Source organism: Pseudoalteromonas luteoviolacea NCIMB 1944 (genome assembly GCF_001625565.1).
In the GTDB taxonomy this organism is placed as follows: Bacteria; Pseudomonadota; Gammaproteobacteria; order Enterobacterales; family Alteromonadaceae; genus Pseudoalteromonas; species Pseudoalteromonas luteoviolacea_F.
Genome location: NZ_AUXS01000055.1, coordinates 1 through 12,216, shown reverse-complemented (window position 1 = coordinate 12,216; position 12,216 = coordinate 1). Strand labels below are relative to the sequence as shown.

The 12,216-nt window shown below is 42.9% G+C and carries 11 protein-coding genes; 7 read left to right on the top strand and 4 right to left on the bottom strand.

Annotated elements, in window-relative coordinates; genetic code table 11:
• Positions 1–101 precede the first annotated feature (101 nt).
• Together N483_RS20290 and N483_RS20285 are read right to left on the bottom strand one after the other, a co-directional pair.
• Positions 102–1,514 (bottom strand): alpha-amylase, encoded by a 1,413-nt coding sequence (locus tag N483_RS20290; RefSeq protein WP_023398575.1) that lies wholly within the window; start codon positions 1,512–1,514, stop codon positions 102–104.
• A gap of 136 nt (positions 1,515–1,650) precedes the next feature.
• The gene (locus tag N483_RS20285) at positions 1,651–3,660 is read right to left on the bottom strand and encodes an alpha-amylase (RefSeq protein WP_023398576.1); all 2,010 of its coding nucleotides are present in this window, start codon (positions 3,658–3,660) and stop codon (positions 1,651–1,653) included.
• A 320-nt stretch (positions 3,661–3,980) separates the two neighbouring features.
• Between N483_RS20285 and N483_RS20280 the strand changes: the two genes are divergently transcribed.
• Positions 3,981–4,469, top strand: a complete 489-nt coding sequence (locus N483_RS20280; protein ID WP_023398577.1) for a DUF523 domain-containing protein — start codon at positions 3,981–3,983, stop codon at positions 4,467–4,469.
• Positions 4,470–4,488: 19 nt separating this feature from the next.
• Here N483_RS20280 and N483_RS20275 read toward each other — a convergent pair whose 3' ends face one another.
• Positions 4,489–6,981, bottom strand: coding sequence for a cation:proton antiporter (locus N483_RS20275; RefSeq protein ID WP_023398578.1), 2,493 nt, complete (start codon positions 6,979–6,981; stop codon positions 4,489–4,491).
• A 152-nt stretch (positions 6,982–7,133) separates the two neighbouring features.
• Here N483_RS20275 and N483_RS20270 point away from each other — a divergent pair, with 152 nt between their 5' ends.
• Positions 7,134–7,535 carry a GFA family protein gene (locus N483_RS20270; protein ID WP_023398579.1) on the top strand — a complete coding sequence of 134 codons (402 nt, stop codon included), beginning with the start codon at positions 7,134–7,136 and terminating at the stop codon, positions 7,533–7,535.
• A gap of 70 nt (positions 7,536–7,605) precedes the next feature.
• Here the strand turns inward: N483_RS20270 and N483_RS20265 are convergent, their stop codons facing one another.
• Positions 7,606–8,493, bottom strand: coding sequence for an alpha/beta hydrolase (locus tag N483_RS20265; protein ID WP_023398580.1), 888 nt, complete (start codon positions 8,491–8,493; stop codon positions 7,606–7,608).
• Positions 8,494–8,701: 208 nt separating this feature from the next.
• Here N483_RS20265 and N483_RS20260 point away from each other — a divergent pair, with 208 nt between their 5' ends.
• From N483_RS20260 to N483_RS20240, 5 genes are all read left to right on the top strand, one after another.
• Positions 8,702–9,694: a D-cysteine desulfhydrase family protein gene (locus tag N483_RS20260; RefSeq protein ID WP_023398581.1), complete on the top strand. Its 993-nt coding sequence runs from the start codon at positions 8,702–8,704 to the stop codon at positions 9,692–9,694.
• A gap of 213 nt (positions 9,695–9,907) precedes the next feature.
• On the top strand, positions 9,908–10,411 hold the full coding sequence (gene def, locus N483_RS20255) for a peptide deformylase (protein ID WP_023398583.1): 504 nt from the start codon (positions 9,908–9,910) through the stop codon (positions 10,409–10,411).
• 141 nt (positions 10,412–10,552) lie between these two features.
• Positions 10,553–10,975 (top strand): DUF3574 domain-containing protein, encoded by a 423-nt coding sequence (locus tag N483_RS20250; RefSeq protein WP_023398584.1) that lies wholly within the window; start codon positions 10,553–10,555, stop codon positions 10,973–10,975.
• A 3-nt stretch (positions 10,976–10,978) separates the two neighbouring features.
• Entirely contained in the window at positions 10,979–11,365 is a 387-nt protein-coding gene (locus N483_RS20245) for an MmcQ/YjbR family DNA-binding protein (RefSeq protein WP_023398585.1), read from the top strand.
• 103 nt (positions 11,366–11,468) lie between these two features.
• Positions 11,469–12,095 carry a LysE family translocator gene (locus tag N483_RS20240; protein WP_023398586.1) on the top strand — a complete coding sequence of 209 codons (627 nt, stop codon included), beginning with the start codon at positions 11,469–11,471 and terminating at the stop codon, positions 12,093–12,095.
• Positions 12,096–12,216: the final 121 nt, after the last annotated feature.

Here is a 12,216-nt window from a genome sequence, read left to right as displayed (position 1 = left end):
TAAATGAGCTCGCTGCGCTCGCTGACATTAACACTTTGCACTTACTTCACCTTGCGCAAAAGAACCGCACTCACTGCGTTCGCAGTCGGTGCCTTTTGCACTTAATTCACCTGTGCAAAACGATGTATAGCCAACGCATCCATTGGTTTTAGAGCAATGTGTATCTTGCCATTGCGATCAATTGACACGGTTTTGCCTGAGCAATCAATGGCTGACGTTCTGCTTAGCTCATCACAATAAATACCAGCCGGGAGGCTGGTTTGCAATGTGACATTCATCACTTGAGAACCTCGATTAATTGCGACAAAACCAACATCTCCCCTTGAGAAAGCGATTTGGTTATTACCGTTATCCCACCAATGCTGAATTGCTTGGCTCTTGCCTGTTTGGGCTCGAAAACGCATCGCACCTGCAATAGACGGCTTTCTGTGTTCGCATTGCCATAATTGGTCATTGCAGTTGAGTTTATCAGATAGATGAACCAGCTCAGTAGGCCCTCCCGCATCCGTGTCGCCATTAAAATTATAACTGGACATGACTTTTGGATAGCCATACGGATAGGTGAGCATAAACACGTTTGCTAGCTCGTAAAGTCTGCCATCTTGAAAAGTCACAATATCGCCAGCACCGCCATGACCGCGTTGATTGTCATGGTTATCAGTAAATACAATTGCTTTATCACTGGGCATTAAATCCCAGTCTTTCTCAAAGCCTTTGAGAGAAGCCAGTCGTCCCTTTTTAAAAACGTGGCTCAGTTTCACACTGTATTTAAACTCTGTCACCATACCATTATTTAAATAAGTGTCAGCGGTGATGGCTTCACCGCCTTGATCTATGACTTCTTGAAATACAAGAGGAGAATGTTGAAGCTGTTTTAAAATTGCTGCAATGTCTTTAGCGGGCATGTGTTTGCTAGCATCCAATCTAAATCCGGCGACACCAAGCTTGATCAGTTCATTGAGATAGCCCGCAATTTTAGTTTGTACTCTGGGAGAGTCAGTATCTAGGTCATGTAGACCGACTAATTCGCAGTTTTGTACACGCCATGCGTCATTGACGTAATCTTCTGATTTGATAGCGCATGGTTTATGAAAGTCTTTTGGTTCATAGATCGGGTACTGTTTGTTGCCGTATGTTTTGCCAGCTATGCTTTTACCATTGCCATGGGCCATGTGGTTTATCACCGCATCAACATAAATATCTACACCTTGCGCTTTGCAACGCTTAATCATATCGACGAACTGATCTCTATTTCCGCCTCTGCTCTTTATTTCATAAGATACAGGCTGGTAGCGAGTCCACCATTGATCCCCTGCAATGTGTTCATTTGGTGGTGAGATCTGTACGGCTTTGTAACCCTGAGGACCCAAAAAAGTTTCGCATTCATTTGCTACATCCGCCCATGACCACTCAAATAAATGCACAAATGTAGATGTTGAATGGGGTGTCGCCATGACATGGCTAGATGCCACGAGCGCCAAGCTCGCAAATGCTGGAAATTTATAGTTTTTCATTTGTATGTTTCTCACTTATTTGAGATTGACAATATATCGCTCGTTTAAGGTGAGTCCATTGAATACGTATGCAAAAAGGCAACCAAAAAATCATATTTGGTTGCCATGTTCGGTGAATCAAACGGTTAGTTTAACATTAGAGAGACTGAATAATGTGAGTGTTTTGACCAAACTCAAAGACATTGAGTTTGCCACATTGAGCAAAGTGATTGTTACTGTCATAAGGACGGTTTTGTTGAGAAATGTTGTCTTCCCAGCCTTGACCGTTTTTAACGAACGCTTTTAACTCAAACCAACCTTGATGGGTTTTACTACAATCCATTTCTACTTCTAGTTTCCAGTAGTGCGGGCCCCATTGGTTTAAGCTTGACTCGCCAAACCCATGCAGGTCATAGGTTTTCTTTTCACCCCAATTTGCAGGCCAAATATTGGTTGTCCAATCCAAAGCTGTACCTTGAGCTTGGTTTGATTGACCTGATTCAGACGCCTGCCAGTCTAGGTACATATCACCTGACTTCCATGACGCAGTGGTTTGATTTCTGAGATTGACATGTTTTATTGGAATTTGGCAAAGCACTGGATTTTGATCACATTGCAGCCCACGTTGTATAGCTGCATTATGATCTAACCCGCCGCGTACAAACATATCTTGCCCGCTTTGTGTCTGTGCCTTTATAAATACAACCGTTCTTTGCCAATCTTCGTTGCCATCACTAGGGGTATCTGTTGTCATGCTTTGATGATGAATCGCCACTGCGTCCATCGGCGCTAAGGTAATATGTGCTGTCCCGTCGGTGTCTACCTTAATGGTTTTGCCTGCGCAGCCCTGTGCATTTTTACCGCCAGAGAGTTCATCACAATATATCCCAGCTACAAGCCCTGTTGCTAGCCTTACATTCATATTGCTTGACTCGCGGTTAATGGCTACAAAGCCTAAATTACCGCGTGAAAAAGCAATTTGGTTGTTACCATTGTCCCACCAATTTTGTACTGACCAGTCATCATTGGTATGATTTCTAAAGCGCATTGCACCTGCAATTAATGGCTTTCTGTGCTCACATTGCCATTGTTGTGCGTTACAATTTAAGTTGTTACCTTGATGGACTGGCATGTTTGGGCCACCCGCGTCGGTATCGCCGTTAAACTCGTAGCTAGACATTACTTTTGGGTAGCCATATGGGTAGGCTAGCATGAATACATTTGCCAATTCATAGAGCTTTCCGTCGTGGAAGGTGACAATAGAGCCTGCACCGCCATGTCCGCGTTGATTGTCATGGTTATCGGTAAATACAACAGCCTTATAGCTTGGCATGAAACCCCATTGCTCTCCAAAAGACTTAAGCCAAGCAAGCTTTCCGGTTTTAAACGTTTCGCTAAGTTTGATGCTGTATTTAAACTCTGTTACCAAACCATTTTGGAAATATTCTGATGCTTGAACAGCTTCACCGCCTTGGTCGATCACTTCTTGAAATACCACCGACTGCTGGTTTAATTTTGCAAGCACATCACCTATGTCTGATGCGGGCATATGTTTGCTCGCGTCCAATCTAAAACCTGCAACCCCAATATTTAAAAGGTCGTTTAGATAGTTAGCCAGCTGCGTCTGAACATACGGTGCGTCTGTGTCTAAGTCGTGAAGACCTACCAACTCGCAGTGCTGGACACGCCATGGGTTATTGCCATAATCAGCAGGGTTTATTGCGCAAGTTGAGTGAAAGTCATTCGGGCTGTAAATCGGATATTGCTTGTTACCGAATTGGCTACCTGCGACGCCCGTGCCACTACCATGTGCCATATGGTTAATTACAGCATCTACATAAATATCGACACCAACGGCTTTACAGCGTGACACCATATCGATAAAAGCCGCTCTGTTGCCACCTCTGCTAACTAATTGATAGCTAACAGGTTGATATCTTGTCCACCACTGGTTTCCGGTAATATGTTCACTTGGTGGCGAAACCTGAACCGCAGCATATCCCTGTGGCCCTAAAAAAGTTTCACATTCTTTGGCTACATCAGGCCAAGACCACTCAAAAAGGTGAACAAATGTGGTTGGTGCACCTGTGTTACTGGGCGCAGCGTAGGTGTAGTTTGATGCAAGTACCGAAACACTTGCCACGATTGGTAAAATTATATTTTTCATTATTGTGCCTCTCATTTACATGAGTTTTACAATATAAGGGGCTTTCGGGAACAATCCATTGAATACGTATGCAAAGCAGGGATATTAATGCATATAAATTCTTTAAAAGATCTTAAAGAGAGAATTTTATAATAAATGTATTAATCATTTAGAATATAAATACCTTTAGAGTAGGTTAACTACACTAAAGTGAATTCAATGGTGCAATCTAATTAAACACAATTGAGCATAAACTTAAGCCAGATAGCTGTACGGTGATCACTTTCTTGTTTGATTGCGTTAAACTTGCCTTGAACTAGGTTTTTGCAAGTGGAGTACGAATGCAAAAAGTATTTGTAAGTGCATGTTTGGTAGGTAATAAAGTGCGATACAACGGCAGTAGCTTGTCTTTGGATAAGTCAGACAAAGGGTGGTTGGAACTGAACGTTGAACTTTCAGTGTTTTGCCCAGAAGTATCGGCTGGATTGCCAATTCCAAGGGCGCCAGCTGAGATTGTCGGTGGGTATGGACATGATGTGTTAAGCCACAATGCAAGTGTTTTAGGTGATGATGGTGTTGATGTAACCGATGCGTTTTTAACAGGTGCACGCCAAGCGCTTTCGCTCTGTCAGCAGCATGGGATCAAATATGCGATTTTGGCCGAAGGTAGCCCTTCATGTGGCAGTCAACAAATTTACGATGGCACCTTTAGTGGAAAGAAGATACCTGGTGCCGGTGTGACAGCACATTTATTGATGGCCAATGGCATTAAAGTTTATAGCCAACATACGGTGGCGCAGTTGATCCGCGAAGTAAAAAACGAACCATAAAGTACAAAAATTCAGTAACTCATACCGAATAATCCTGCATTAGTTTGCAAACTACCTGTGTGAGCTGGCTATCTTGCTGCATAAGCTGCTTGAGTTTGTCACAGGGGAGCCACATCACATCACAAGGGGTTTCGCTGACACATTCTGTTTTACTTGTTCCAGTAAGCAGGGTCATTAACGCGATTGACTCGCCAGGCCCTTTACTGGTGCAAGTGTGTTTTTTCCCTTCTTCTGTCACCATTAACCATTGTTCTTTCACGCTGCCTCGGCTAATAATGCCAATTTTATTGAGGGGATTATTTGCACTACAAATGAGATGCTCCGCCTCATAAACGCTGTGTTCAACATACGACGAGAGCTTCTCTCGAGTCTCAAGTGGTAAATTTTTAGCCCAGGGAATGTCGTTGGTAAATTGTTGTTCCTGCGTTGACTTAAAAATTGACTCATTTTGTAAGCTGGCCATTTTATCTTCTACGCTACACAGCAAGCGCTGTGCCTCAGGTTTGTCTAAAACCGCTTGTTTTAACTGCGCATTGATCACTGCACGCTCTCTATTGAGCAGTAACCTTGTGGCAGCCTGTGTTTGTAATGATTGAATAATTTCAGGAAAACTATCGTGTAATTCATTCATGCGTTCAAGTGTTCGTGATTTATTGTCATTGACCGCTTTCTTCACGGCGTCTGCCGCCATTTGGCTAGGTGCTAAAGCTTGAATGTGGCTTTGCAAAGCCTCTTGTGCATGCATAAACCCGCGAGCAATGTCATAGCCTAAGGCCAGTTTATTGAAATAAAATTTGAGTAGCAGTTTGTTTAGCCAAGTGTATTGTCTAAGTGGCCGCAACCATTTTGGCGTTTGCCACACTGTGTAAATGCGCGTTCTAGGGCTAATGGTCGGCTCTCCATCTAAGGCTGCTTCCACTGCCTCAACCAATTTACTGGTTGCTTGTTTACTCAACATGCCCTGTTCAAACTGTGTCCAGTAGTGTTTTCGTTCCGTTTCAAGTAGCCGCCTTTTATAGGCTGTGTTCAGCTCATCGTCTGTGATATTGGCGTCGGACTCAAGTTCATCAAGCGTTTGTAATTTAGACTTTTGTTTAACGGTTTCCCAGTCTGCACCTTGTAAAAAAGGGTTGGTCATCATCACAGGTAACATGTCGTGAAGTTCATTGCTTATTTTTGCTTGTGCTTTATCGACAGTTGCTTGTTTTGCTGGTGGCAGCGAGTTTAAACCCAGCAGCTTTAATAACGTACCCATGGTTGAGCCATTCACCAATATCGTTAATACCACAATGCCTGCGCATAAAAACAACACCCGATCACCAATTTCTTTCGGGATCACATCACTTGCAACTACGGCCAATGCCAAAGCCAAAGATACCGCGCCTCGCAATCCTCCCCAACATAATACAGCCGCTTTGGGAAAGTTAATGCCAATTCCTAATCTGGTTAAAGCCGGCATAAATACAGTAATTGAGACTGCGCGGATAAGCAAAATGCCCACGTATAAAAACAACAGCATTTGCCACGCTTGCACGTCATTTAAAGGCACTCGAATTGCGACTAAAATGCCTACCAATAAAAAGATAAGTGTGTTGGCCATATGGGCCATCATTTCCCAAAAATGATGTAAAAATCCGGCCACTTCTGGGCTAATACGTGTTCTACCGATACTGGCAAACATAATGGCGAGCGTTACTACCGCAACTACTCCTGATACGTGAAAGTTTTCAGCGATAAAAAATACTGAGTAAGCAGCAGCTATGGTTAGCGAGATCTCTATCATGGGGTCGTTGAATACGTGTTCAATCCACATGATGCACAGGCCGCCGACGATCACACCAATGATCAAGCCAACCAATACAACTTGCAAAAACTCTAGGGTGACGTGCAAAGGAGAGGAGAGACCCGCCGCTGCATCCCCACTGTACATGGCAGTAACCCAGGCAAAAAATAACGAAAAGAAGACAATAGCTGTACCATCGTTGAGTAAAGATTCTCCCTCAATTAACGTTTCAAGTCGTTTTCGAGAGCTGACTTCTTTGAGTAGCGCAACAACGGCAACGGGATCTGTTGCACTGATCAAAGCGCCAAACATTAAACAAATGGCCCAGCTCCATCCCCAGCCATCAGGCACGATGGCAAAAATCAGCTCTGCGGTTAACCAAATCGCCAGCATGAGTCCGGGCACTGCCAATATGGCTATTTGAGTAAACATGCGTCTGAACAGGTGCACCTCCATTGCAAAGGCACTTTCAAATATCAAGGTTGGCAAAAAAAGATATAAAAATAAATGAGAATCTATTTCAGCGACTAAGGCGAGGCTGTGACCAAACTCAGGTGCATATGCATCGAAGAGCTCGCCGCGTTGCAGCAGACCGATAGCTATGCCCAAAAGTAATAGAGCCACGGTGTAGGGGACTTGTGTCCCCTTTAAAATATGTCTGACAAACGCACCAATAAAAAGCGCAAAAATCACAAATAAGAGGATTAAAAGCCCTGTGCTAAAAGCCATAGTTCAGTGCCTTGATTAATTTGATGCACTAAGTTTAGAAAAGGAATCTTGTGTTCGCTAAGTCATCTGTGTTTTATCACCTTGCGATCAGGATATAATTGTTCTTACAATAGAAACAATGAGTTAAACATAGCTGTTTGAAGGGGATAAAATTGGCAAAGGGTAGCTGTAACTGCAATGCTGTGCAGTTTGAAGTGCGTTCGCCTATTGAGCATATTTATATTTGTCATTGTTCTATTTGCCGTAAGGCCGGTGGTGGCAATGGTGTTTCGGTGGCTGTTGTTAATAACAATGATTTTGTTTGGTTATGTGGTCAGGAATTTATTAAAACATGGCACAAACCAAACCATGATTGGCTGTGTCGCTTTTGTACTGAGTGTGGGTCGAATTTACCTGGTAAAAACGACGAACAGCGTATGTATGTACCAGTAGGTCTGATCTCAAACACCGATTTGGAAAATGCTAAAGTGGCGCACCATTTATGGGTAAGCTGTAAAGCGAGTTGGGAGCATATTGGTGGTGAAGGCAAACAGCATGCAGAGTTTATCGTTTAGTCTTGCGCCTAAAAAATCACCCAGCAAAAGAAAAGAGGTGCAAGGGGCACCTCCAGATTGACGCTGAGACTTAGTCGTTACTAAAGTCTTCCTCGTTTTCTTTTGGGCATACTGTCGGGTAGCATTTAAATACTTCTCTTAAGCCACGAAATACGCCAATGTGCAGTACTGAGCGGTGATTTTCGTCATGAGTAATGTCGTAGCGGATTGTCGTTGTGTCAGTATCAATTAGGTGATTTGCGGTGTCGTCAATGGCTTTGATATGCGCTAGGTATAGCGCTTGATGCTCAGGTGGGATATTTTCTTCATGAGCCGCAACTATATACACTGAAAGTGCTTTTTCATCGAGAGAGTCCTGTGCGTCATCAATCCATTTCGCAACTATGCTGTTATCCCACCACAGAGACGGATCAATTGCGACATAGCCTTTGAATAGCGGCTGTAGTTGCTCCGATAACAAACTGGTGATAGTAAATAACCCGCCTAAAGAGTGGCCAGAGAGTACTCTAAATTCATCGGTTCTGTATGTGTTATCTACAAATGGGATCACTTCGTTTTTAATAAAGGTTTTAAGATTCTGGCTTTGTCCAGAAGCCTCAGGTGTGGGGCTATTTTTTGGTACCGTTGGTGTTAAATCTCGAACTCTGTGGTGGCGAGTATTGATCGCTACTAAAATGGCTTGCGGTAACATGTTGGAGCGCTGCAAAAACCACATATTGTGGCCCGTTAAGTACTGCAAGTTTTCGCCATCGGTGGTGTAAACAACAGGGTATTGCTTTTCACTATTTTCTGGTGCGTGGTAGTCTTCCGGTAGAATAACCCAGACTTTTCGCGCTTCACCCAAAACAGCTGACTGGATTGTATGCTCGGTAGGTAGATGCTCATATTTGTAGTCAAGGTAAGAGGCTTGAGCAAACAAGCTCAATACGCACAGTAGTGCAAAAGCAATATGCTTCATAAATTAACTCCTTTGTTTTGTTATGAGTAGGACGAAGATACGAAGTATATTTTTAACTGGTATGCAAAGTTATTGGTGTTGTCGAGTGTGGTGAACGTATATCTAAGTTTGTCGCCATGTGAAGAGATTAAAAGCTGGTAGCAGTAATTTATTGTAAAGACTCGCAATCTAGGTAGACTGGCAACAGTTTATTTAGTTGGATATGGTTATGGACAATCGAAAAATTTTGCAAGATTTCCCAAAAGTTGAACTGGGTTTTTCCCCAACACCCGTTGTTAAGCTCACTAATTTGTCTCGCCATTTAGGTGGCCCAGAGATTTTAATGAAACGTGACGACTTAACAGGCCTAGCATTGGGAGGGAATAAAACCAGAAAGCTAGAATATATTCTTGGTGATGCGTTAGCCAAAGGGTGTGACACCGTCGTAACCGCGGGGGCGCAACAATCGAATCATTGCAGGCAAACAGCTGCAGCGGCGGCAAAACTCAATATGTCATGCCATTTATTGTTAGGTGGCGACAAACCAGATGAGGCAACTGGTAACCTACTACTCGATACCTTATTTGGTGCCCAGCTCCATTACTGTAAAGACAACCGCAAAGGGGAAGATATTCCTCGCCTTATTGAAGACTTGAAATCTCAAGGTCGCAAACCTTATGTGATCCCATACGGCGGCTCAAATGAACTTGGGGCGATTGGGTTTGTTGAAGCGGGCCTTGAGCTGGCTACGCAAATAGACACGGACACACTAAGTCAGGTGTTTTTCGCATCCAGCTCTGGCGGTACTCATGCTGGGCTGATGATTGCAAGGTCTATACTGGAGCATCAATATATGCTCACAGGTATTCAAATTGATAAAGCTGAATCGAGCGCTGGAGAATTTAAGCAAAGTGTATTGGCGCTGGCAAATTCAACATCAGACGCGCTTAATTTAAGCCAAGTATTTAACCAAGAAGACGTGATATTGGATGATGGTTATCTTGGCGCTGGTTATGGAATATTGAATGAGCGAGAAAAGTCGGCGATTCAACTGTTAGCAAAAACCGAAGGGATACTATTAGACCCTGTTTATACTGGGAGGGCATTTGCAGCAATGCTGGATAAGATAGGCTCAGGTGAGTTGGTCAGTGGTCAACAAGTTTTGTTTTGGCATACCGGCGGAGCCCCCTCAGTGTTTGCCTACGCTGATAAGCTGCTCTGAACGGACAGGGCATACAGTGCCTGGCCTTAGTTGTTTTTGCAGCCCCGTCAGCTTGGTTGCATTTGTTATTGGATTACGATAACTTGACGGGCGCTGGCTTGATCCTCCAGCACTAAAGCACTTCATTGTTCCGTGCATATTGACCCTCATTTTTACAACATGGCGGTTTGCCTGTTGATTTTCAAAATATTTAAACGAGTAATTAAACTAATTATGGCTGTTTTAGAAATTTTAACTGCACCAGATCCAAGATTAAAAATAAAAGCAAAAAAGGTAGAAGATGTTGCATCTATTCAGACGTTAATTGACGATTTGCTAGAGACCATGTACGCGACAAGCAACGGTATTGGGCTTGCTGCGACACAAGTTGGTCGAGAAGAAGCTGTTGTGGTGATCGATATTTCAGATGAGCGAAACGATCCATTGATTTTGGTAAACCCAGAAGTATTTGAAGGTAAAAACAAAGAAAAAGGCCAAGAGGGCTGTTTGTCTGTACCTGACTACTTTGCTGAAGTTGAGCGTTTCACTTCGGTTACTGTAAAAGCGCAAGACCGCGATGGCAATCCAATTGAAGTTCAAAGTGATGAGTTTTTAGCGATTGTCATGCAGCATGAGATAGATCACCTTCATGGTAATTTATTTATCGACTATTTATCGCCTCTAAAGCAAAAAATGGCGATTAAAAAGGTGAAGAAATACCTTAAATTGCATGCTTAATGGCATGTAACAAACATCGAAGCAGCATGTTTATGCTGCTTTTGGCGTCGATGTAGTTAGGTTGGCGTTTAGTTTGAACGTCGATTATGGTTTTAAAAGCTTAAACGACTCTTAAAAATATAAACTCAAAAGGAGTATGAGGTGAATTACAAAAGCGTCATAAGACTAGTTTGTTTCATTGTGCTGTCAGGATGTGTGAGCCCCGCCAAATTAATTCATGTAGAAGCTTCTCAACCAGCCGCCAATCACACCCAAAGTACCGGCATTAAAATGTATTTTGGTTTATCAATTCCGACAGGCGGCGAAGTTACACCCCAGCAGTGGCAGCAATTTGAGTCAAATCAAGTGGCAAATACATTTACCGGGTTTAGCGTTGCTGATTCGGTTGGCTACTATAAAGGAAAAAAGGAACATGCTAAGGTCATTACAATATATAACGCGTCAGCAGCGGATATTGAAGCGGCCAACCAATTAGGCAAACAGTACGCTCAATTATTTAATCAGGACTCTGTGTTGGTGGTATTACTTGACGTTGCCCAGATCCGATTTGTCACTAAGGAATGAAACATGTCTCAGCAGCGCACCGTTCATGATTATTTAATGGCAAAGCCTTTTAGTGGTGTAAGCCAACCTTTTGGTGAAGGTGTGGACGTATATAAAGTTAAAGGCAAAATGTTTGCTACGCTTTCCCCTGAAAAAATGCGTGGAACTCAGTCTCAAAGCACGACATGGTGGTTAAACTTAAAGTGTGATCCGCACGAAGCCTTGATGCTTAGAGATATTTTTGATGCGGTGATACCGGGCTACCATATGAACAAACAGCATTGGAATACGATTATTTTAGACGGTACAGTGCCCAAAGGTGAAATAGAGCGAATGATTGACAACTCCTATTTACTGGTGGTTAAAAAAATGCGTAAAAGTGAGCAAAATGCAATCCTGCTACATTTATAATTGTCTTGCTCGAATTTTAATCAAGTTGATAATTTCAAAGTAAATATGAACTAAATATATACATCAGCCTCTAATGTACACTGTACAACCAAGGAGGTTTTCTATGTTTCCCATTGACGTTTTTCTTGCCTATACATCAGCGTGTATTTTATTAGTTATCTCACCGGGCCCAGATAATATTTTAGCCATTGCTAGAGGCGTTAGCCAAGGTAAACTCGCAGCCTGTGTTTCTGCTTGGGCGTCTGGTGTTGGGATCTTATTTCATGTTTTTGCGGCAACAGCTGGCCTCACGCTATTGCTGCAAACATCTACCCTTGCTTTTTATGTCGTAAAATTTATTGGTGCGAGTTATCTCATTTGGTTGGGCATAAAAGTAATTCGTAATCAAAACTTGATTGCTATTGAGCCTGTTAAAGCCAAACCATTAAGTTCAATTTTTGCGACAGGCTTTTTATCTGCTGCATTAAATCCCAAGCCCGGCATATTTGTGCTCGCATTCGTCCCTCAGTTTGTCAATCCAGCGCTTGGTAGTGTGTCTCTTCAAATGCTGGGATACGGCATTTGGTTTGCGTTACTCACAAGTATTGGTTTTGCACTGATGGGGATATTTTCAACTCAACTTAAAAACATCCTAAAAAATCGACCAAAAGTGTTGCAGGGGTTAAACATTTCCGCTGGCGTCACCTTTGTTAGTTCAGGTCTAGCTGTTGCATTAATGAAACAGCGGTAGGAAAAGCTTTGGCGTTTAATTCCCGTCGTTGTGAGCTTGCCCGCAATCCATGTTGACGTTGTGTTATTTTAGAGATGACAACCTTAGCGGCTGATAAACTTGCTCATTTCACCTTGCGCAA